The organism is Streptomyces sp. NPDC050988 (assembly GCF_044456225.1).
Classification (GTDB): domain Bacteria; phylum Actinomycetota; class Actinomycetes; order Streptomycetales; family Streptomycetaceae; genus Streptomyces.
Window position 1 is genome coordinate 284,961 of sequence record NZ_JBITFQ010000008.1, and the last position, 20,570, is coordinate 305,530.

The following is a 20,570-nucleotide window of genomic DNA, read 5'->3' on the forward strand; positions in this document are numbered from 1 at the left end:
CCGGAGAAGTCTGCCCTCAGGCCCCGCTACCGAGCAGGCCCGCCAGCTCGGCCTCCCGCTCGCTGACCTGCGCCAGCAACTGCTCGGCGATCTCCTCCAGCAGCCGGTCGGGGTCGTCCGGCGCGATCTTGAGCATCGCGCCGATCGCGCTCTCCTCCAGGTCGCGGGCGACGAGCGCGAGCAGTTCCTTGCGCTGCGCGAGCCACTCGAGACGGGCGTAGAGCTCCTCGCTGCGGCTCGGGCGCCACTCCTCGGCCACGGGACCGGCGGCCCACTCCTCGGACAGCTCCCGGAGCAGGGGCTCGTCCCCACGGCCGTACGCCGCGTTGACCCGGGAGATGAACTCGTCGCGCCGCGCGCGCTCCGTGTCGTCCTGCGCCAGGTCGGGGTGCGCCTTGCGGACCAGCTCCCGGTAGAGCTTGCGGGCCTCGTCGCTCGGCCGGACCCGCTGCGGCGGCCGTACCGGCTGCTCGGTCAGCATGGCCGCGGCCTCCGGGGACAGCCCGTCCGAGTCGAGCCAGTCGTGGAACAACTCCTCGATCCCCGGCATCGGCATGACGCGGGCCCGTGCCTCCTGCGCCTTGCGCACGTCCTCCGGGTCACCGGTGGAAGCGGCCCGCGCCTCGGCGATCTGCGCGTCCAGCTCGTCGAGCCGCGAGTACATCGGACCGAGCTTCTGGTGGTGCAGCCGGGAGAAGTTCTCCACCTCGACCCGGAAGGTCTCCACCGCGATCTCGAACTCGATCAACGCCTGCTCGGCCGCCCGAACGGCCCTCTCCAGCCGAGCCTCGGGCCGCGTCCGCTCTTCGTCTCCGGCTTCACCGGCGCCACCGGCGGACGCGTCACCGGCCGTCGAGCCGCCCACCGTCCCGTCGCCGACGGTCGAGCCACCCACCGACCCTGCGCCCTCGGGCGAGCCACCAGTCGAACCACCTACCGACTCGTCGCCCGCTGTCTCGTCAGCCACCGTCTCGTCGCCCACCACCGGGGCGTCCGCCGTCCGGTCACCCGTGACGGAACCGTCCGCAGACTCGCCACCCTCGGTCCCACTGCCTCCGGCCACGTCCGACAACGGCGGCACGTCGGCACCCGACCTGGCAGACGCCTCGACCGACGGCTCAACCAACGGCTCAACCAACGGCTCAGCACCCGACTCGGCACCCGACTCGGCAGCAGCTGCTTCGGCGACTGCCTCTACAGATGCCTCAGTGGACGTCTCAACAGACGGCTCGGCGGACCTCTCGGTGTCCGACTCGGCAGACGGCGCCTTCTCGGCGCGCGGCTCACCGGAGCCCGGTTCCGCGAGGGGCTCGGTCGGGGGCTGATCAGCTTCCGGGGTCGTCACCCGCCCAGCCTAGGCCACGGCTCAACCACCTATTCGAATCGCCTGGCCAGGGGCCTTCCCCGGACGCCTTCCCCAGGCTTTCGCCGCCCCGTCAGACCCCCAGCTCCCCCTCGATCCGCCCCGCCCGCACGGCCGCCACCAGCTCCGCGTGGTCGGCCTCGGTCCGGTCCGCGTAGGCCACCGAGAAGGTCGCGACCGCCTCGTCCAGTTCCTCGCTCTTGCCGCAGTACCCCGCGATGAGCCGCGGATCGGCGCTGTGCGAGTGCGCCCGCGCCAGCAGGGCTCCCGTCATCCGGGCGTAGTCGTCTATCTGGTCCGCGGCCAGCGCCGCGGGATCGACGCTGCCCTTGCGGTTGCGGAACTGCCGCACCTGGAAGGGGCGCCCCTCGACCGACGTCCAGCCGAGGAGGATGTCGCTGACGACCTGCATCCGCTTCTGGCCGAGGACGACCCGGCGGCCCTCGTGCTCGACCTCGGGCACCGCGAGCCCGGCGGTCGCCAGATGCGGCACCAGGACGGACGTACGGGCCTCCTTCACCTGGAGGACGAGGGCCTCCCCGCGGTGGTCGAGGAGCAGCACCACGTACGAGCGGGTGCCCACGCTGCCCGTGCCGACCACGCGGAACGCCACGTCGTGCACCGCGTACCGCGCGAGGAGCGGGAGACGGTCCTCGGAGAGCGTGGCCAGATACTCCTCCAGCGCCCGCGCGACCCCGGCGGCCTCCTCGTCCGGCACGCGTCGCAGCACCGGCGGGGCGTCGACGAAGCGGCGCCCGCCGCCCTCCACGACCTCCGTCGACTTGGCCGCGAACCTCCCACTGGTGTTGCCACGGGCCTTCTCCGAGACCCGCTCCAGCGTGCCGAGCAGATCATGGGCGTCGGTGTGCGAGACCAACTCCTCGTCCGCGATGGCGTTCCACGCGTCCAGGACCGGGAGCTTGGCGAGCAGCCGCATGGTGCGCCGGTACGAACCGGTCGCGAAGTACGCCGCCTTGCGGCAGGTGTCCTCGTCCGCCCCCGCCTCCCGGGCAGCGAGCACCAGTGAGGTCGTGAGCCGCTTGAGGTCCCACTCCCACGGCCCGTGGACCGTTTCGTCGAAGTCGTTCAGGTCTATGACGAGGCCGCCGCGGGCGTCCCCGTACAGACCGAAGTTCGCCGCGTGTGCGTCGCCGCAGATCTGGGCGCCGATGCCGGTCAACGGCGTACGCGCCAGGTCGTAGGCCATGAGTCCGGCCGAACCGCGCAGGAAGGCGAAGGGTGTGGCCGCCATCCGGCCGACCCGTATCGGCGTGAGCTCGGAGATCCGGCCCTGGTTGGACGCGTCGACCGCGGTCACCGCGTCCGGGCGGTCGCCGTTCGTGTCGATGGAGGCGTGGGCACTGCGCGGGACGCTGCCTCGCAGTGCCTTGCCCTCATCCTTCGGCGAGCCCTGCCCCTTGGCCGAGCCCTCCCCGGACAGTCGTGCGAACCCGCGCACCGCCGGAACCCTTGCCGCCCCGGCCACCACACCACCGGTCTCGCTCACCCGAACCGCCTCCCCCCGCGCACGAACATCAATTTCGAGACGACCGTACCGCCCGGCGCCGATCCTTGTGAGCCCCTGTGGACAACTCCGCACCTGTGGAAAACACCCCAGCTCAGCGCCGAGACGGCCAACAGGCGGTGCTAGCGCCGGAACTGCTCCTGACAGCGCCCGTCCTCCGCCAGATACGTCTTCGCCCACGCGCCCAGCTCCCCCAGCGCGGGCTCCAGCGCCGCCCCCGCCTCCGTCAGCCGGTAGGAGACCCGCAGCGGCGGCCCGTCGTCGACCTCGCGCACCACCAGCCCGACCGTCGCCAGCTCGGTGAGCCGGTCGGAGAGCATGCGCTCGCTGATGCCGGGGATGGCACGGCGCAGGTCGGCGAAGTGGACGGGGGCGGGCAGGAGAACGGCCACGATCGGGCCCGTCCAGCGCTTTCCGAGCACCTGGAAGACCTGGGTGATTCCGTTGTCCACCCGCCTGCACGACGCAGCGTCGTGGTTTTCCTGGAGCGCCATGCCTTCAGGGTACTGGCCTCCCGTGAGGGGATGAAAAAAAGTAAGTGACTGTGTTATTCATAGTTACGAACAGAAACGCAGCCAAGGGCGACGGGTCGCACCGTGCCCTGGCTGCCAAGAGCACAGCGCTGCCTCGGCGCACCCGTCGGACCCGTCGGACCCGTCGGACCACGCTCCGTCGAACCACATCGGCGAACCACATCGGCGAACCACCCTCACTGGAGAACTCATGGCCACCCTGCTGCACCTGGACTCGTCCGTCTTCCCGGGCCCCGCCTCGGCGTCCCGCGCCGTCACGGACGCCTTCCGCAAGACCTGGGAGGAGCAGCACCCGGAGGGCACGGTGATCTACCGCGACCTCTCCGCGCACCCCGTACCGCACATCTCCGCCGACGCCCACAGCGCCGGCTTCGCCGACCCGTCCGAGCACACCCCGGAGCAGGCCGCCGCCTTCTCCGCGCGCGTGAAGTTCATCGAAGAGCTGGAGCAGGCGGACGCCGTGCTGATCGGCGCGCCCATGTACAACTTCTCGATCCCGTCGACCCTCAAGGCATGGCTGGACAACGTGATCCTCATCGGCCGTACCGCGGGCGACACCCCGTCCGCCAAGGGCACCCCGGTCACCGTCGTGGCCAGCCGCGGCGGCTCCTACGCGCCGGGCACCCCGCGCGAGGGCTACGAGTACGTGCAGAACTATCTGGAGGCCATCCTCAAGGACATGCTTGCCCTGGACCTCGAATTCATCGTCCCGGAGCTGACGATGGCCCCGCACAACCCGGCGATGTCCGAGCTGATCCCGCTCTTCGAGGCCTCCCGCGCCAAGGCCCTGAAGGAGGCGGCCGACAAGGCCAGGACCCTCACCGACCAGCTCACGTCCAAGGCGGCCTGACGCTTCACCACGTGACCACGCACCCCGGTCGTACGGCGCCCAAGGGGCCCGAAGCGGCGCCGCACGACCGTTTTCCACCTTCTACGGAGAGGGCGCTTTCTTCTACGGAGAGGGCACTTTCACTGATGGGCATCCCCAGGAGACCCAATTCACCCCTGGGCAACCCATCACACCTCAGGAGCCCCATTCACCGCGAGAGGCACCCTAAGCGCCCGCCGCTGCCTGGTTGATCCCGTCCGTCTCCAGCACCCGCTCCGCCGCCCCGTCCCGGGCCACCGCGATCATCGCCAGGCCCACCTGTTCGGTCGTGGTGATCCGCCGGGGCGCCAGCTTCCGAAGGACGGGCAGCAGGGGCCCGGTCAACGCGTACATCGCCCGGTACACCCGGGTCTTCGACCGGATTCCGTGCAGCGGCTGAATGAGCCCCGGCCGGAACATGAACGCCTCCACACCGTCCAGGGCGAGCAGCGCGTTCTCCGTCTCCCCCTTGACCCGCGCCCACATCACACGGCCCCGCCCGGAGCCGTCGGTCCCCTGCCCGGACACGTAACAGAAGGTCAGCCCCGGATTCCAGCGGCCCAGCGAACGCGCCACCTCGAGCGTGAGGTCGTACGTGACCTTCCGGTACGCGTCCTCCTTCATACCCGCCGACGAAACCCCGAGGCAGAAGAAGCAGGCGTCGTAGCCGGAGAGCTCACCCTCGAGCCCGCCGAGATCCATGAGATCGGCCCGCACGACCTCCCGCAGCTTCGGATGCGAGCCCCCCACCGCCGACCGGCCGACCACCAGCACACTCTCCACACCCGAGTCCCGCAGACATTCCCGCAAAACCCCTTGCCCGACCATCCCGGTCGCCCCAAAGAGGATCACCTTCACAGAGCCCACTCCCACCACTCAGCCGGACCGGCACCCTAGGCCCTGCCCGCACGAGCCGCACGCCGCAGAGCCGAAGGGACTCAATCCCGCCAAGGATCCTGCCGCTTCACCGACTCGTGCCGCCCTGCTTCTGCTTCATCCAGGCCTGACAACCCCACCGGACGAGCGCTCCGACAAGAACGGCGACGACGATCGCCCCCCAGTCGATGACATGCGGGAGCCCGGGGAAGAAGCCGAAGAAGACCAGCGTCACCACCAGCCCCCCGACGAACGCCGCGACCCCGGCCCACCGCAGTCGCACATCCCGAGCCCGGTCCCGGCCCGTCTGCTGATCAATCATGAACGGCTCACTTCGTGATGTGGTGGCACTGACTCACCCGACGCACCCCGTTGACGTACAGATGCGCACACGCCTGTCCATAACGAGGCAGCGCCTGAGGAGAGTTGTTCCGCATCGGGTCGATCTTGCACTCGGGGTGCGTTCGCACACGCGACGTCCGGTACGTCCTGTTGCTGGTGTTGGCATACGTGAAGTCGATCCGCCAGTTGCAGAAGCCGCTGCCGAGCGCAGCGACAAACCCGCAGTCGACGCCCGCGTTCTGATAGGTGATCTTCCTCCCGCCGCCTCGGATGATGTGGGTGAACATGCAGCCGGTAGGAACCTTCATCGCCATACCGCCGACGCTGTACTCGAAGGTACGAACGGGCGTCGACCCGACAGCGCCGGCTTCGGCCACCGTGGGCGCCATCAGCACGAGTGCAGCGGCAGCAGCAACGGCGGAAAACCTGGATCCGGACAGCGCGACCGTGAGCAAATCCCTTTCGGCCAAGCGCCTCTTCCGAGCGGCAACAACCTGATTGCTCCGATCACGGTTCTGCCAGATAGAAGGGTTCACTGACCTTAGTGATCATGGAATCATGCGCTGACCTGCGCATTCGTTTCTTCGATCCCGCCTGGGTGCCAGCAGGTGGACCGGGCGACCAGCCCGGCACCCGGCGGACAGTCGCCCGGCCGGATCGACGCACCGCGCGACGCCTCCCCGGCCCCGCCCCAGCGAGGACCCAGCCCATACGAAGTAGGCCCCCGACAGGAGATCGGTTCCCGCGCTGTGCCGTCGCTTTTCCCACCGCCCAGGCCAGAGGCTCGGACAGAGGTTCAGGGGTGGCGTCGGGTCCGGGAAGGGTCAAGGATGTCCAGCCAAACGTCGAACTGCCTGACCTCGTGAACGAACGCCTTGGTGCCTTTGCGGACGTCCTTGCATCGCTCGACAAGGTCGTGCGCCACCTCCGCGACGATGCCGGCGAACGGCCCATGTATCGGTCTGCACTCCAGCTCGGCACACCAATATCAGCCAGCTCTGCCCACGCTATGGCCGACGATCAGCTGCAGTACAACCCTTCGGACGCCGTGTACCCCTCTCAGGCCGACCAGCGGACCAACTGATTACTCCAAGGCACGACCAGCATCTCGCCCTGTTCATGCCGAAGCCGACCACGTGCCTCAACAGCCTTACCATCATGACGAGTTCACAGAGCGCAGGGGCACGGATCCGAGACAACCGAGACTGGGGCAAGGCGGGTAACAGACCATGGCGACAATAAACACCTGGCGCACAGGCCCTGGCGCTCGGATTGCAGCCAGAGCCGTGCTGGCCGGTGTCATAGGCGCGGTCGTCGGCATCGCCGCGTTCGCCATCAGCCAGACTGGCGGCCAGCTTCTGTCGGTCGTCGTCGGCGCGCTGGCTGGTGTCGCCGTCGTCCTGGGAGCGCACCTGTACCGGAGGTCCGCGCAGCTCACCGAGGTCCAGCTGAGCCTGGCCGGCAATGTGCTCACGTTCACTGCGAACACCGACATGCGGCAGGCGGCCCTGCGCATGTTCTTCCAGGCCGCGACCCGGGTGGCCACGCGGCCGCTCGAGGACGGCACTGGGAATCTGCGTGAGGCCCTGACGTCCCTCAAGAACCTTTTCGATCTGTACCGCGAGCCGATCGAGTCCGGCACCGCGCCACCTCCGCCTCTCAGGGGTGACTCCGTCCACGAGATCGTCCTGGACATCCTCAACTTCGAGCTGGCTCCCTTCCTGTCGAAGTGGCACCCAAGACTGCGGCTCTGGGAAGAGTCAGAAGCGGGGAGGAACGGAGAGGCCGATTGGCCGGAGAACGCCGCCTTCCGTGAGGAACTGCGCGAACTGCAGGTGCGACTGCGCGAGTATGTCGTCGCCCTGGGAAGGATCGCCGGCCTGCGAGACCCCGAGCGACACCTGCGCCGCTCGGATCGGCCGACTCGGCCCACCATGGACGCGGGCAGGCCGGATGTCCCACCGATTTCCGGTGTTCCGGACCAACGACAGTCCGGGCCCACCCACGGCGCTTCCCCTCTCCCGCCGCCAGATGGCGCATCATGAGGCCGTGACGATCCTTGCCCTGCCCCAGCCGCCCACTGTCATGGGCGAGCGACCATGCAACAACGCCCCCCCCCCCGCTGATTTCGGGGTTATGCGAATGACGGGGACCACCGCATGACGATTCCGGCCCTCACCGCGAACCCGAGCGGTGTCGAAGCGGAATCCCGGTGGGATGTCTTCGTCAGTTACAGCCGATCTGATGCCCAGCAAGCCGGAGTCCTCGCGTCGGCGCTGCGTGAGCACGGGTTGCGTGTGTTCGTCGACGAGACGGCTGTCGATGACTTCGCCTCCATCACCGCCACGATCACGACCGCACTGGCCCGCTCCAAGGCGCTGCTGGCCGTCTACTCGACGGACTATCCCCGCCGACGCGCCTGCCAGTGGGAGCTCACCTACGCGTACCTGGCCGGGCAGCGGGAAGGCGACCCACGCAAGCGCGTCCTCGTCGTCAACCCGGATACGAGTGCCGACCACGTACAGCCTGTGGAACTGCGTGACGCTCGCCACTGGCCGTGGCCCGCGACACCGGAGGCACTGGAGCGCTTCGCGACCAAGGTTGCCTCGCACACCGCACAGCTACCTGCACCGATGAGCGGCTCCTGGTCTCCCGCGGGCGTCCACACTCCACCGGCATCCTGGCTTCCCGCACCGGCCCGCACCGGCTCATCCCGCTTCACGGGCCGTTTCACCGAACAGTGGCACGTCCACACCGCACTGCACCGCCACCATTCTCCGCTCGTCGCGCCGAGCAGCACCGGCTCAGGGCGTACAGCCCAGCTGCGGGGGATGCCGGGCATCGGCAAGTCGCTCCTGGCCCAGGAGTACGCACTCCGTTTCAGCTCGGCGTTCACAGGCGGCATCTTCTGGTTCGATCTCCACGCGCTGCAGGGCGAGGACCCTTCAACCGTCATGGACACCTACGCGCAGCAGGTGGCAACCGTGACCGGTGCACTCGGCCTGAACATGCCCGACCAGCAACTTCCCTCGCTGCTCAGCCATTTGGCCGTCTTTCTCGGCGAGCAGGGCGCACCCTGCCTCTGGGTCGTCGACGGGCTCCCCGACGGTCTGGCCGATGGGCAGCTGCACTTGATGCGCGGGCCCCACCTGCTCGCTTCGACGCTGCTCACCACCCGTTCCCTGCGCTATACCGCGTTCGCGGAGGTCATCGACGTCCCGCCGCTACCGACCCCGGACAGTCTGCACCTGCTCACCGCCCGCGACCGTCCGCGGAACGAAGGCGAGCTGGCCGCCGCCACGTCGCTGGTCCATGACGTCGGCCGACATCCACAAGCCCTGGACATCCTCGCCGAACTGGCCGCCGCCACCGGCTTCGTCCACACCCGTAACCGTCTGTACGCCCCCGGCCCAGACATCCTCAACGGCCCCCTCACCACAGCTCTCCTGCCTCACTCGCTGACCGGACACGCGCCCACCACCGACGTGCTGAGGTTGCTGGCCGTCGCCTGCCCGGCGCCCTTGTCCCCGAAGGACATGGAGGAGGTTCTTGGCGCACTGCCCGAGTACGACCCATGGGAGACCTCGTCACTCGTCTCCCACGCGATCGACGCACTGCTCGGCACCGGTTCCCTGAGTCCCGGTACCGCACACGACGGTTCCTGGACCGTACATCCGCTCCTCGCGCGCACTGTACGTCGCCGTGACGACGACACCGCACGTCAAGAGGACCTACGCCGCGTCTTGCTCCACTCCCTCACGACACCGACCGCCCGCACCAGCTCAGAGAAGCACCCGGCTCCACCCGGACCGGTCATCACCCCGGAACCGGGGCGCGGACCCAGCCCCGTGGAACGCGCTGCCGCCTTCGATCTGCAGATCGAGCTCGTCACCCGCGTCGGCGTCCAGCCGTTGCCGCCCGGCGAGGGTTCCCTGCGCGAGGCGCTCACCTCATTGCACACGCTTTTCGCCACAACCCGAAAGTCCCTGCACCAGATGGCTGCCGAGTGCAACACCCCGGTCGCGTTGCCAGGTATCGCCTCCCGTCTCATCAACGAGCACCTGCGTCCCTTCCTCACCACCTGGCACACAGAACTGCAACAACACGAAGCCTCCCGACCGGCAGGCGTGAGCTCCATCCGGCACGAGCAGCTCTGGGACAAGACCGCGAAGATGCGCACCGAACTCTCTGCGCTGCGCGCTCCGCTCACGGCGGCGGCACACGACCTCGGCCGGCTCTGCGGCATCGACCTGCTCGTCGACACCCAGACAGACCGCACCTCGCCCGACGAATCCTTCCCCCGCTGACACACGACCTCTGACGCACAACGCTGGAGCCGTGGCCTACGTCGACGTGGGACTTGAGGCTCGGCTGAGTGGGTGACTGGAGCAGCGCCTCCGCGAGGTACGGCAGTCCTGTGCAGGAGAAGGCTTCGTCTCCTGGTCAGACACCACGGCCGTCGCATGACCTGGGTATCGCGTCACCGGGCTCTCCCGGACCCGCCGGCACGGCGCGCACATGGTCGGCCGGCACCGAGAAGTCGTCCCCCGTCCGGGCGTCCCAAAGCGTCACCCAACCGTCCACGGTGCCGAAGGAGGCGTAGACCCGGGATGGATTCAGTTCTCCTCCGTCCACCGCAAGTTCACCGAGCGGGACGACCGGAGTGATGCACACCGGGCGGACTTTGATACCCCAGTACTGGCCGGGGACGCGGCCACCGGACCAGTCCGCCTTCGCCGCGCTCGCAGCATCGACCGCGGGGTCTGTGACGGCGGACAGCCAGACCATGCCTCCCGCCGCCACCACGCTCGCCGCGAGCATCACTGCAACGCCGCGGTCGAGCAGCCACGGGCAACCGTGCCTGAGATATCCCCAGCAGGCCAGCGCCACGAGAAGAACGACCAGCATCACGCTGAACACGTAGAGCGCGGCCAGTACGTGGAGCGCGTCCGGGACCGCCACGTTCTCGGACGGGATGCCGAACCCGACCGCGTAGAACGCGTGGCTGACCGTGCCCAGGCCGAGCATCCACGGCGGCAGAACCGGAACGAGAGCGATCAACAGGGTCAGCAGGATCCTCCTGCTGCTCCAGGTACGCAGGAGGAGGCGCAACCCCTTTCCTACGAAGAGGATTCCGCCGACGCCGAGAACGACTTCCCCAGCCTGGTCGGCGCCCCAGCGCACGCAGATCCCCATCCCGGCAAGGAACGCCCAGCACGTCACCATCGTGACGATGACGGCGGTTGTCCGCGGTCCGTCCATCCTGCGGAGCGCGTAATAGATGGTCACGCCCGCAGCCACGCAGGCCGGCAGGAGCAGTGTGAGCCACCACGCGGTGAGCGTCACGGCAAGGACGCCGCACACAAGGACGGCGTACATCGCGACCGTCCCCGTCACGCGGGCCCGTCCGATGGCAACCTCCGTCATGTCCCCGCCACCTCCGTGCCGCGACCCCACTCCCAGGTACGGAGCCCGCGCCGTGCCCTCGGGAAGCCGGCGTACGACCACCTCCTCGTTGGCGGTCACAACGCGGCCCGTGTCGTGGGCGCCGAGGCGCCGCGCCCACTCCGAGAGCTGCAGTCGCCATCGCTGCCCGTCGGTCCGGCCGACCCTGCACTCGTACCGTACGGGCCTTGGCTGGTGGGAGCGGCGGAGCGGATCCCTGTCTTCGACATACAAAGGGATCCCCGCCCGGTCGGCCACCGCTTGGACCTCGTCCCCAGCCACGCGCGCGGCCCGACGGGCCGGACCATCCGGAACGTACAGTTCGAACACGTACCAGCCCCTGTGTTCCTGATTGTGGACCGCCGCGAAGCCGGCGCTCGCCGGGCGGCGGACGATCCACCAGGGTTGGCGGCCGAAGACTCTCTCAGCCCGTTCCAGATCCTCGAATGTACCCGTCAGTTCTGCCTCCACACGGACGAGTTGGTCGTATACGCCCGGCGTCTGCTCCAGCATGCCTTCACCTCTCGGAAGCCGGACCGCCGGATGGTCCGCGCGATCCGATGTGACAAGGGATTCCGTCTGCTCGGCTTCCTCCTCCTCGACCAGCACAGCGCGCGTCTGTAGGTGACCGGCGAGGGTCTGCCCAACGTCGTGGGCCTCGATGTGTCGACCGCGCTCATCGCCGGCGATCAACTGCAGTACAGCCCTTCGGACGCCGTGGATCCCTATTGCTTGGCGGCGTTCGACCTGACCCGTTGGTAGTGCTGGGAATACACCACGTCTTCACTGAGTTCATCTGTCATCATCAGTGTTCAGCAGAAGAGCGCTCCCAGTGATCACGGAGGTCGCATGCCCACCGTCGTACTCCACCTGCCCGGCGATCTACTCACCAAGCTCGCCGAAGCCGGCGCAGACGGCACCATCGAACTCACCCTCACCGTCAGCGCGAGCGACGAACCCGTGGCGCAGGCCGAGGCGCCGCGGCCGACCGGTCCACTCGCCCCCCTGCTCCACGCGGGGCTCCTGGCTCCCGGCACTCGGCTGCACCTTCACCAGCCGCGTGCGAACCGATCGGCGACGGCAACGGTCCATGCGGACGGCACTCTTACGGTCGAGGGCAAGTTGACGCCGTTCCGTTCGCCGTCGAAGGCCGCGTTCGCGGTGACGCAGAGTCAGGCGAACGGCTGGATCACGTGGCGTCTGGCCGACGGTCGCACCCTGGACGACCTGCGCGATGAACTCGAACAGAGCGAGGCCTGACCGCTGGAGGACTTCGCGGCGATGTTCCACCCGACCGCCCGGCCCACGCCGGGGCCTCTCGCGTTCATGGACGAGTCGGAGTCCGACCGGAAAGCGGATCCCGACACCTACCTCCTGGCCGTGACACTGGTCCAGCCAAGGACCCTGGAGCCCGCCCGCGCCACCATGCTGTCCCTGCGCGCTCCCGGCCAGCGCAAACTGCACTGGCACAGCGAGTCCCTCCGGCGTCGCGCGTTCCTCATCGAGCGCATCGCTGCACTCGACGCCCAGCACCTGATCGTCGTACGGGACGGCCGTCCCGGCGAAGCGTCCGAGCGTCGTCGTCGTAAGTGTCTCGCGCGCATGGCGTGGGAACTCGACCTGCGCGGGGTGACACGGCTCGTCGCCGAAAGCCGGGAGGCCAAGCAGAACGGACGCGACAACAAGGCGATCGCCTACTTGCGTTCAAGCGGCACGATCGGGTCCGCCCTGCGGTTGTTCCACGAGCCCGGGCCGCGCGAGCCGTTGCTCTGGGCTGCAGATTCCGTGGCCGGCGCCTACGTCGCGGCACGCACCGGCACGCCGGGCTACTTCCGCACCGTCCGGCATGCGGTCGAGGTCATACGCATCACCGCTGACGACGGCTGACGCGCAGGGTGAGGAAGGCGCGAGCCCGGGACCCCGCCGTCCGGCGGGAACTTCCCGGGCTCACTTCCGGCCACTCCGCGGAGCACCGGCTCCGCTGCCATTGTGAAACACCTCCGCCGTGTAAGCGAGTGCGGGTCAGTGCCTCACCTGCCACTCGGTCACCCATCGAATCGGAGCCGGTGCAAGGCTTCGCGCTTCGCGCTATTTCGCTGTGGCTCCATGACCGCAGTGCACACACGTCCCAGGTGAAGCGGCGCAGCCTCGCCTGCTCGACAAACGGGGCGGTGTCGCCGTATGAAATGTTCACGTGCCGTCCGAGGACGACGATGGCCACGCTCCCCGCGCCGGCGGCCTTCAAGACTGCCGCAGCCGACTGGGCATGCTGGCCGGTGGTCCAGGTGTCGTCGATGAGCAGAACTTTCTCGCCCCAGAGCGTCGACGAGGTGTAGCGCGCAGGTGATGCGGTACGGCCGAGGGTGAGCGTGTCCGGTGCCGATGTGAGCAAGTCGTGGTGGCAGCCGTTGGTGGCCCCGACCATGGTGTGCAGGGGATGGTCCGCCCGACCGCTGGTGCTGGGCCCGGTGGTGACGACATCGAAGCTGGTACGGCGCAGCGGTCCGCGATGCAGGATTTGTGCAGGGCGAGGAAACGCCACGGGGGCCAGGCCCATGCGGAGGTACCGATGCTGAGGGCCTGCGGTGTTCTTGTAGCGCCATGGTTCGTTGGCGTACTGCTCGCCTTTGAGGGCCAGGCTCACCGGTACCACGGCGTCGGCGACGCCTGGGCCGGACAGCAGGGGGTGGACGAGGAAGTTGGCGTAGTGGTCGGACAGCCAGACGACGGTTGCCACCCGAATCCGCCGGTTCCGCCCAGGTGAGCTCGCCCGTGGCGGGGACGAGAGAGTCGAGTTCGTCAAAGACGTCGTCAGGGCCGTCGATGACGGTTGTGTTGGGCCTGGTCACGTACTCACGTGCCCATTCGTGGGTCATCAGAGAGCGCATGAGGAAGCCCCGTCGACCGTGCTCCAGAGCAAGGCGGGCCTGCATGCGAGCCCCGCTGCGGTACGCCGCCTCGACCACCACAGTGGCGAGACTGTAACCACTCATCACAGCGTTACGCGCGGAACGAGACCTTCGAGGGCGCAGCGTCCGGCCAGAACTGGGAGATCAGCATCCCCCGCTCGGCGATCTCCTGCTGAAGCCGTGCGTTCTGCGCCGGGTAGGAGCACCGCAGGCCAGTGCCGATGACGGCGGCGGCCCGGCCTCCGACGGCGAGAGCGGTTCCGTGCGCGGCGGTGTCGACCAGTGCGATCCGCAGGCGGGGCAGAGCGCCCTCGTGCCGCAGGTAGCGCACCGCGGGCTGGCGGTAGGGCTCACCCGTGTGTACGGGGCCAGCTGGGACGGACCAGCCGTTCGGGCGTCGAAACCCATCGGGCAGCAGCAGGAGTCAGTGCGCCACCAGGTCCATGACGACCGGGCGGACGACGGCGGGGGAGAGCGTGTGAGAGGACGTCACGCCAGCCACACTCCCCGGCTGTTATTGGAATATCAATCAGAGGTGTTCCATACGGGTGAGATGGGCCACGATCGCGTTCGCAGGCCCCTGCCCCACCCGGCTCAGCCCGACAGCAGGTCCTGCCGGGAGTACTGCTGCGCCCGGTCCCTCGGTGCGCTTGCCGTAGGGGATCCGGCTGCCACGTAGAACTCGGCGGCGGGCGTGTGCCAGTCGCGGATGGCCGTCCGTTCCGCGCTTCCTGCCCGTTCCGCCATGTCAGCAAGTCGCGTGAGAACACGGGCTTCGACCGGGCCGGTTCCTTGTTGCCGCAGGATTCCGACAGCTTCTCGGAGCGCGTGAACAGCCTTGGCGCGCTGACCGAGATGTTCGAAGGCTATGCCGGTGGCTTCGAGCACGCGGGCGGTCAGCCGTTGTGCGCCCAGTCGCGGCGCCTCGCCTCGGTCATCGCCTGGTGGAGGGGATTCAGGGCCTGCCGGTGGTCGCCGCGTGCGTCGTAGGCACATCCGAGGCGAAATCACTCTACCTTTTCTGGCGGATTGCCCGGGTTTCTTCCTGGCCACAGGTTCACATCCAGGACCTTCTCGAGCGTGGCGATCGTCAGCCGATCGACACCGGTGCGCCGGGGACGCCTCGACCATCGTCCAGCCGTGCGCGTCGAGCACCCTCTTCAGGCGCGCGGCGACCTGCGCCCCGTGGTGGTCTTCGAGCACGGCGACCGGCCAGGCACCCTCGATGACGTACCCAACTGGCTTGCGCTGCGCTTGTCTCCTTGTGACACAGCGAAGAGTGTCACCATCCGGACCTCCTGGCATGACAGCGGCCATCCCGCCCATCGAATGCTATTGGAATATCACCCCGCCTGGGGTCTATTCCTGATGGAGAGTCACGATGGACGCGATCGAGCGGTACCGGCCCCGACTCCCCGGCCCGGTCTGGGAGCGCATCGGTCCCGACTGCCGCCGCACGGTGACCAAGGCCAAACCCACCACGCCGAAGGAAGCCCGCGACTGGCTCGGCGCCCTGGCCCACGCCGCCGCCCACGCGTACGCAACGGGACGACCTACCCGAGCCGAGCACCTGCTCACCCGCGAGGCGATCGAGGGGTACCTGGCCACCGGCTGCCTGCACATGGAGGAGTCCTCCCGCCCCTACACGCAGCCCGAGCAGGCCCAGCTGTACGCAAACGCCCGCGCCCAGCCCACCGACGAGCTGCGCTTCGGCCTGCTCACCCTGCTGGCCCTCGGCTTCGGCTGCGCCCTGGACTCACCCGAGGTCATCCCGCTGCGCACGCACGACGTCCGCGAGGCCCTCAATGGGGCTGTCGCCGTCGGCGTACGCGGCTCCCGCACCAGGACCGTTCTGCGCCGTACCGCTTGGGCCCCGGTCCTCATCGAAGCCACCACGCGGGCCTCGCGCCCGAGCCAAGCCCGCTACCTCTTCCGCCCGGAGAGCCACGCCCGCGGCACCAACACCGTCACCAACTTTCTCGCACGCACCAGGATCCCCTCGGCTGCCCACCCCTGGTCATGGGCCGGACCCGCGCCTACAACGACCAGAAGCCCGAAAACTTCCAGCTCCGTATCCGCGCCATGGGCTATGAGCCCGTCTACGACTACGCCAAGGATCAGCTCGGCGTCCAAGCCGGTTCCAGCGGCGCCCAGCTCGTCGAAGGCAACTGGTACTGCCCCTCCATGCCCCAATCACTCACGGACGCCACCAAGGATCTGATCGCCGAGAGGATCGACAAGCCGACCTGGATCGACCGCATCCGCGCCCGCACCGCCTACCTCTTCATGCCCAAGCAGCGTCCCGACGCCGAGGGACACCGCCGCATGATGTGCCCCGCAGAAGCCAACGGCACCCAGTGCCCCCTCAAGGCTTACACCCTCGGACGCGGTATCCACCTCCCCCTGATCGACCCCGAACCCGGCCCGGCCGGCCCCACTGCCTGCTGCAAGCAGTGCACGATCACCATCCCGCCCGAAACCGGCGCCACCCTCTGGCAACCCCTCCAGAACGGCTCCGAGACCTGGCAGCGCGTCTACTTCCGCCTCCGCAACAGCATCGAAGGCATGAACGGCTACGCCAAAGAAGCCCTCCGCGAACGCCTCGAAGAACCCGGCACCCGCCGCATCCGCGGCATCGCCGCCCAGACGATCCTGTTGGCCTTCCAGCTCGCCCACGCCAACCGCCGCAAACTCACCGCCTGGGCCGACGCCGACGCCCTCAACGCAACCGCCCCCATCGCCGCCCTACCCTCCGCCGCAAGCCCAAGCCCCTGGGCACCTGGACCCCCAAGGGCTACGACACCAGGCCGGAAGAGACCGAGCCCAACGAGTGAGTCTGCCCACACTTCGATAGCCCGCTAAGAGATCAACAACCTCAAAAAGCCGACTGCCCGGCGGCCCACCAGCCGCCGGGCAGTCATGCATGTAAGCACCATCACACCGACCCTGGCCTGCCCAGGCATACCGAAACGGGCCCATCGTGATCACGATGGGCCCGTTTCGTCGGTGCAACCAGAGCACTTTCGTCGGTGCTCCGTGGTGGTGCGCGAGGGGGGAGTTGAACCCCCACGCCCTTGCGGGCACTGGAACCTGAATCCAGCGCGTCTGCCTATTCCGCCACCCGCGCATTGGGTGTGTCGCCCGTCTCTCACCGAGTGGGTGAGCGCCTGCCGACATGCAGAAGATTAGCACGCTGGATGGGGTGGATTCACATCCGTTTCCGAGGGGCGGCGGTGGGGCAGCGGACCTCCGCGGCGGCCCTCATCAGCCCCGCTGCACCGCCTCATCACCTGCGGGACCGCCTCGGACGGCACCCCGGATCCCTCCGTCCCCACTCTCCACGTATCAACGAGAACCGGTTCACGTATCAACCTCGTACCGGTCCAGGCCATCTCCCCAGGAGGGGGCCAGGGTCCACAGTCGGGTGCGGGACACTGTGGGGACGCCACCTCTACGATCCTTCTCATACGGAGTGCCCGGGGGGAGTTCGAAGAGGGGCTTCCGAGGGAACCTCGGGAGGGGACTTCAGTGGGCGTCGACTTCTGTCGACCGGGCCGACAGGGGGAACCAGCCGATTTCCCGGCGCGTGGATACGATCAGTAAGCAGTACCAGGGCAACGACGAAGGAGGAGGTGCCCCATGGGAGTCCTGAAGAAGTTCGAGCAACGTCTCGAAGGTCTGGTCAACGGCACCTTCGCCAAGGTGTTCAAGTCCGAGGTCCAGCCCGTGGAGATCGCGGGAGCGCTCCAGCGCGAGTGCGACAACAACGCCACGATCTGGAACCGCGACAGGACCGTCGTCCCGAACGACTTCATCGTGGAGCTGAGTACGCCCGACTTCGAGCGGCTCAGCCCCTACTCCGGCCAGCTCGGCGACGAGCTCGCCGGCATGGTGCGCGACTACGCCAAGCAGCAGCGCTACACCTTCATGGGCACCATCAAGGTGCACCTGGAGAAGGCGGACGACCTGGACACGGGCCTGTACCGGGTCCGCAGCCGTACGCTCGCCTCCTCCGCCAACCAGCAGGCCACTCCCGAGCGCGCACCCGCGGGCCCGCCCCCGGCGGCAGCCCGCGGCCAGGCAGGTGGCTACGGCTACCCGCCCGCAGCCGCTCCTCCCATGCCTGCCGCGCCGCCCCCCGGCGGCCGTCCGGGCGCCGCACCCGCGGGCCAGCGGCCCGCCGCGGCCCCGCAGCCGGGTGGACGTACGCGGCACTGGATCGAGATCAACGGCACCCGCCATCAGATCTCCCGCCCGACTCTGGTGCTGGGTCGCAGCACCGAAGCCGACGTGCGGATCGACGACCCCGGCGTCTCGCGCCGGCACTGTGAGATCCGGACCGGAACGCCCTCGACCGTCCAGGATCTCGGGTCCACCAACGGCATCGTGGTGGACGGGCAGCACACCACCCGCGCTACGCTCCGCGACGGCTCGCGGATCGTCGTGGGCAGCACCACCATCATTTACCGGCAAGCCGAAGGGTGAAGCGGGGGCAATGTCAGAGCTGACCCTCACGGTCATGCGGCTGGGTTTCCTGGCCGTACTGTGGCTGTTCGTGATCGTGGCCGTGCAGGTCATCCGCAGCGACCTGTTCGGAACGCGCGTCACACAGCGCGGCTCGCGCAGGGACGCCAACCGGCCGCAGCAGAACGCGCGCCAAGCCGCGCCGCCGCAGCAGCGCCAGCAGGCGGCACCACCGAGCGGCGGCGGCCGTCAGCGCCGCGGCGCCCCCACCAAGCTGGTCGTCTCCGAGGGCATCCTCACGGGCACGACGGTCGCCCTGCAGGGGCAGACCATCACCCTGGGACGTGCACACGACAGCACCATCGTGCTGGACGACGACTACGCGTCCAGCAGGCATGCCAGGATCTACCCGGACCGTGACGGCCAGTGGATCGTCGAAGACCTCGGGTCCACCAACGGCACGTATCTCGACCGGAACCGACTGACGACTCCCACGCCGATCCCGCTGGGCGCGCCGATCCGCATCGGCAAGACCGTCATCGAGTTGCGGAAGTAGTGCTACATCATGAATGAGCGCGAGCGGAGCGAGCGGGCAGCGGCGGTCCACACGACGGACCCCGGCACGCTCCCGACCGGAGGGTGGGCACCGTGCGGATGTACCCGGAGCCGACGGGCGAGGTGCGCATGAGTCTGTCACTGCGCTTCGCCGCCGGATCGCACAAAGGCATGATCCGCGAGGGCAACGAGGACTCCGGTTACGCCGGTCCCCGGCTGCTCGCGATCGCGGACGGAATGGGCGGCCAGGCCGCCGGTGAGGTGGCCTCCTCCGAGGTCATCTCCACCATCGTCGCGCTCGACGACGACGTGCCGGGCTCCGACATTCTCACCTCGCTCGGGACGGCCGTTCAGCGCGCCAACGACCAGCTCCGGATGATGGTCGAGGAGGACCCCCAGCTCGAAGGCATGGGAACGACCCTCACCGCGCTCCTGTGGACCGGGCAGCGGCTCGGCCTCGTACACGTCGGTGACTCCCGCGCGTATCTGCTGCGGGACGGCGTGCTGACGCAGATCACGCAGGACCACACGTGGGTGCAGCGCCTGGTCGACGAGGGCCGCATCACGGAGGAGGAAGCCACCACCCACCCGCAGAGGTCACTCCTCATGCGCGCGCTGGGCAGTGGCGACCATGTCGAGCCGGACCTCTCCATCCGTGAGGTCCGCGCCGGCGACCGGTACCTGATCTGCTCCGACGGGCTGTCCGGGGTCGTCTCCCATCAGACGATGGAGGACACCCTCGCCAGCTACCAGGGCCCGCAGGAGACGGTGCAGCAGCTGATCGAGCTGGCGCTGCGCGGCGGCGGCCCCGACAACATCACGGTCATCGTGGCCGACGTCCTCGACATCGACGGCGGGGACACCCTCGCGGGGCAGCTCTCCGACACCCCCGTCGTCGTGGGCGCGGTCGCCGAGAACCAGCACCAGCTGCACGACAACGGCGCCATGCAGACGCCCGCCGGCCGCGCCTCCAGCCTCGGCCGGCAGGTGCCCGGGCAGGGCGGCGGCGGAGAGTTCGGCCCGCCCGGCAGCGGCGACACCACCGGCTACGTACCCACCGGCGGTTTCGGCGGCTACTCGGACGACGACTTCGTCAAGCCGCGCTCCGGCCGGAAGTGGCTGAAGAGATCTCTCTACATCGCGCTGGCGCTCGGCGTCATCGGCGGCGGACTGTACGGCGGCTACCGCTGGACGCAGACGCAGTACTACGTCGGCGCCAACGACGAGCACGTCGCGCTGTACCAGGGGATCAGCCAGGACCTGGCCTGGGTCTCGCTCTCGAAGGTGGAGAAGGATCACCCCGAGATCGAACTCAAGTACCTGCCGCCGTACCAGCAGAAGCAGGTCAAGGCCACGATCGCCGAGGGCGGTCTGACCGACGCCCGCTCGAAGATCGAGGAGCTGGCCACCCAGGCGTCCGCGTGCAAGAAGGACGCCGAGCGCCGCGAGGCAGACAGCAAGGAGAACGCGAAGACCGGTGAGGGCGAGGCCGGCGGTGTCACGGGAACCACAAGGACCTCTGCCGCGTCCAAGGCGACACCTACGCCGACCCCGTCGGGGTCCGGTACAACATCGCCCGACCCGTCCAAGTCCACGACCGCACCCACTCCCACACCCGGCCCCAGCCTCTCCGACGAAGAGCAGAAGCTGGTCTCGCTGTGCGGTAAGCAGTAAGCAGCCGTGAGGGGCC

General features: G+C 68.7%; 19 protein-coding genes, 1 tRNA gene and 1 pseudogene. 11 read left to right on the top strand and 10 right to left on the bottom strand.

All coding sequences use genetic code 11. The features are described from left to right. Positions 1-16: 16 nt before the first annotated feature. From ACIBEI_RS20580 to ACIBEI_RS20590, 3 genes are all read right to left on the bottom strand, one after another. On the bottom strand, positions 17-865 hold the full coding sequence (locus tag ACIBEI_RS20580) for a J domain-containing protein (RefSeq protein WP_398890856.1): 849 nt from the start codon (positions 863-865) through the stop codon (positions 17-19). 571 nt (positions 866-1,436) lie between these two features. After that, positions 1,437-2,870, bottom strand: coding sequence for a DUF2252 domain-containing protein (locus ACIBEI_RS20585; RefSeq protein WP_398890722.1), 1,434 nt, complete (start codon positions 2,868-2,870; stop codon positions 1,437-1,439). Positions 2,871-3,010: 140 nt separating this feature from the next. Further along, positions 3,011-3,382, bottom strand: a complete 372-nt coding sequence (locus ACIBEI_RS20590; RefSeq protein ID WP_398890724.1) for a winged helix-turn-helix transcriptional regulator — start codon at positions 3,380-3,382, stop codon at positions 3,011-3,013. A 229-nt stretch (positions 3,383-3,611) separates the two neighbouring features. On the opposite strand from ACIBEI_RS20590, the gene ACIBEI_RS20595 reads away from it, so the two are divergent. Then, positions 3,612-4,271, top strand: coding sequence for an FMN-dependent NADH-azoreductase (locus ACIBEI_RS20595; protein WP_398890726.1), 660 nt, complete (start codon positions 3,612-3,614; stop codon positions 4,269-4,271). Positions 4,272-4,475: 204 nt separating this feature from the next. On the opposite strand, the gene ACIBEI_RS20600 is transcribed toward ACIBEI_RS20595, so the two are convergent. The 3 genes from ACIBEI_RS20600 to ACIBEI_RS20610 form a co-directional block, all read right to left on the bottom strand. Further along, the gene (locus tag ACIBEI_RS20600) at positions 4,476-5,072 is read right to left on the bottom strand and encodes an epimerase (protein ID WP_398890728.1); all 597 of its coding nucleotides are present in this window, start codon (positions 5,070-5,072) and stop codon (positions 4,476-4,478) included. A gap of 181 nt (positions 5,073-5,253) precedes the next feature. Then, entirely contained in the window at positions 5,254-5,487 is a 234-nt protein-coding gene (locus tag ACIBEI_RS20605) for a hypothetical protein (RefSeq protein ID WP_398890730.1), read from the bottom strand. Positions 5,488-5,494: 7 nt separating this feature from the next. Beyond that, the gene (locus tag ACIBEI_RS20610) at positions 5,495-5,896 is read right to left on the bottom strand and encodes a hypothetical protein (RefSeq protein ID WP_398890858.1); all 402 of its coding nucleotides are present in this window, start codon (positions 5,894-5,896) and stop codon (positions 5,495-5,497) included. Between the two features lie 897 nt (positions 5,897-6,793). Between ACIBEI_RS20610 and ACIBEI_RS20615 the strand changes: the two genes are divergently transcribed. Together ACIBEI_RS20615 and ACIBEI_RS20620 are read left to right on the top strand one after the other, a co-directional pair. Beyond that, positions 6,794-7,552, top strand: a complete 759-nt coding sequence (locus tag ACIBEI_RS20615) for a hypothetical protein (protein WP_398890732.1) — start codon at positions 6,794-6,796, stop codon at positions 7,550-7,552. Positions 7,553-7,666: 114 nt separating this feature from the next. After that, positions 7,667-9,814 carry a TIR domain-containing protein gene (locus ACIBEI_RS20620; protein WP_398890734.1) on the top strand — a complete coding sequence of 716 codons (2,148 nt, stop codon included), beginning with the start codon at positions 7,667-7,669 and terminating at the stop codon, positions 9,812-9,814. A gap of 136 nt (positions 9,815-9,950) precedes the next feature. On the opposite strand, the gene ACIBEI_RS20625 is transcribed toward ACIBEI_RS20620, so the two are convergent. After that, a complete protein-coding gene (locus ACIBEI_RS20625; RefSeq protein WP_398890736.1) occupies positions 9,951-11,465 on the bottom strand; it encodes a hypothetical protein in 1,515 nt (504 codons plus the stop codon). Between the two features lie 336 nt (positions 11,466-11,801). Between ACIBEI_RS20625 and ACIBEI_RS20630 the strand changes: the two genes are divergently transcribed. Together ACIBEI_RS20630 and ACIBEI_RS20635 are read left to right on the top strand one after the other, a co-directional pair. Next, positions 11,802-12,212 carry a DUF4357 domain-containing protein gene (locus ACIBEI_RS20630; RefSeq protein WP_398890738.1) on the top strand — a complete coding sequence of 137 codons (411 nt, stop codon included), beginning with the start codon at positions 11,802-11,804 and terminating at the stop codon, positions 12,210-12,212. A gap of 21 nt (positions 12,213-12,233) precedes the next feature. Then, entirely contained in the window at positions 12,234-12,839 is a 606-nt protein-coding gene (locus ACIBEI_RS20635; protein WP_398890740.1) for a hypothetical protein, read from the top strand. On the opposite strand, the gene ACIBEI_RS20640 is transcribed toward ACIBEI_RS20635, so the two are convergent. Together ACIBEI_RS20640 and ACIBEI_RS20645 are read right to left on the bottom strand one after the other, a co-directional pair. Next, positions 12,820-13,689 carry a hypothetical protein gene (locus tag ACIBEI_RS20640; protein ID WP_398890869.1) on the bottom strand — a complete coding sequence of 290 codons (870 nt, stop codon included), beginning with the start codon at positions 13,687-13,689 and terminating at the stop codon, positions 12,820-12,822. The two genes, ACIBEI_RS20635 and ACIBEI_RS20640, sit on opposite strands and share 20 nt — an antisense overlap. 196 nt (positions 13,690-13,885) lie before the next feature. Then, positions 13,886-14,192 (bottom strand): annotated as a pseudogene (locus ACIBEI_RS20645) (DNA-processing protein DprA); the annotation flags it as partial. 365 nt (positions 14,193-14,557) lie between these two features. Here ACIBEI_RS20645 and ACIBEI_RS20650 point away from each other — a divergent pair. The 3 genes from ACIBEI_RS20650 to ACIBEI_RS20660 all read left to right on the top strand — a co-directional run bounded on the left by ACIBEI_RS20650 (position 14,558) and on the right by ACIBEI_RS20660 (position 16,723). Further along, positions 14,558-14,851, top strand: a complete 294-nt coding sequence (locus tag ACIBEI_RS20650) for a hypothetical protein (protein WP_398890742.1) — start codon at positions 14,558-14,560, stop codon at positions 14,849-14,851. Between the two features lie 391 nt (positions 14,852-15,242). Further along, positions 15,243-16,082 (top strand): hypothetical protein, encoded by an 840-nt coding sequence (locus tag ACIBEI_RS20655; protein ID WP_398890744.1) that lies wholly within the window; start codon positions 15,243-15,245, stop codon positions 16,080-16,082. Beyond that, the gene (locus ACIBEI_RS20660; protein ID WP_398890746.1) at positions 16,046-16,723 is read left to right on the top strand and encodes a hypothetical protein; all 678 of its coding nucleotides are present in this window, start codon (positions 16,046-16,048) and stop codon (positions 16,721-16,723) included. Before ACIBEI_RS20655 ends, ACIBEI_RS20660 begins: the two co-directional genes overlap by 37 nt. A 178-nt stretch (positions 16,724-16,901) precedes the next feature. Here ACIBEI_RS20660 and ACIBEI_RS20665 read toward each other — a convergent pair. Beyond that, positions 16,902-16,988, bottom strand: a tRNA-Leu gene (locus ACIBEI_RS20665). Between the two features lie 512 nt (positions 16,989-17,500). On the opposite strand from ACIBEI_RS20665, the gene ACIBEI_RS20670 reads away from it, so the two are divergent. The 3 genes from ACIBEI_RS20670 to ACIBEI_RS20680 all read left to right on the top strand — a co-directional run bounded on the left by ACIBEI_RS20670 (position 17,501) and on the right by ACIBEI_RS20680 (position 20,554). Continuing rightward, on the top strand, positions 17,501-18,346 hold the full coding sequence (locus ACIBEI_RS20670) for a DUF3662 and FHA domain-containing protein (protein ID WP_190230799.1): 846 nt from the start codon (positions 17,501-17,503) through the stop codon (positions 18,344-18,346). Between the two features lie 10 nt (positions 18,347-18,356). Next, on the top strand, positions 18,357-18,881 hold the full coding sequence (locus tag ACIBEI_RS20675) for an FHA domain-containing protein (RefSeq protein WP_398890748.1): 525 nt from the start codon (positions 18,357-18,359) through the stop codon (positions 18,879-18,881). 98 nt (positions 18,882-18,979) lie between these two features. Continuing rightward, the gene (locus tag ACIBEI_RS20680; protein ID WP_398890860.1) at positions 18,980-20,554 is read left to right on the top strand and encodes a Stp1/IreP family PP2C-type Ser/Thr phosphatase; all 1,575 of its coding nucleotides are present in this window, start codon (positions 18,980-18,982) and stop codon (positions 20,552-20,554) included. Positions 20,555-20,570 lie beyond the last annotated feature (16 nt).

Bases quoted from the DNA above. Each gene is read 5' to 3' on its own strand.
- ACIBEI_RS20590 (WP_398890724.1), bottom strand. From the start codon at position 3,382: ATGGCGCTCCAGGAAAACCACGACGCTGCGTCGTGCAGGCGGGTGGAC.
- ACIBEI_RS20595 (WP_398890726.1), top strand. From the start codon at position 3,612: ATGGCCACCCTGCTGCACCTGGACTCGTCCGTCTTCCCGGGCCCCGCC.
- ACIBEI_RS20605 (WP_398890730.1), bottom strand. From the start codon at position 5,487: ATGATTGATCAGCAGACGGGCCGGGACCGGGCTCGGGATGTGCGACTG.
- ACIBEI_RS20610 (WP_398890858.1), bottom strand. From the start codon at position 5,896: ATGGCGCCCACGGTGGCCGAAGCCGGCGCTGTCGGGTCGACGCCCGTT.
- ACIBEI_RS20620 (WP_398890734.1), top strand. From the start codon at position 7,667: ATGACGATTCCGGCCCTCACCGCGAACCCGAGCGGTGTCGAAGCGGAA.
- ACIBEI_RS20625 (WP_398890736.1), bottom strand. From the start codon at position 11,465: ATGCTGGAGCAGACGCCGGGCGTATACGACCAACTCGTCCGTGTGGAG.
- ACIBEI_RS20630 (WP_398890738.1), top strand. From the start codon at position 11,802: ATGCCCACCGTCGTACTCCACCTGCCCGGCGATCTACTCACCAAGCTC.
- ACIBEI_RS20635 (WP_398890740.1), top strand. From the start codon at position 12,234: ATGTTCCACCCGACCGCCCGGCCCACGCCGGGGCCTCTCGCGTTCATG.
- ACIBEI_RS20655 (WP_398890744.1), top strand. From the start codon at position 15,243: ATGGACGCGATCGAGCGGTACCGGCCCCGACTCCCCGGCCCGGTCTGG.
- ACIBEI_RS20660 (WP_398890746.1), top strand. From the start codon at position 16,046: ATGCCCCAATCACTCACGGACGCCACCAAGGATCTGATCGCCGAGAGG.
- ACIBEI_RS20670 (WP_190230799.1), top strand. From the start codon at position 17,501: ATGGGAGTCCTGAAGAAGTTCGAGCAACGTCTCGAAGGTCTGGTCAAC.
- ACIBEI_RS20675 (WP_398890748.1), top strand. From the start codon at position 18,357: ATGTCAGAGCTGACCCTCACGGTCATGCGGCTGGGTTTCCTGGCCGTA.
- ACIBEI_RS20680 (WP_398890860.1), top strand. From the start codon at position 18,980: ATGTACCCGGAGCCGACGGGCGAGGTGCGCATGAGTCTGTCACTGCGC.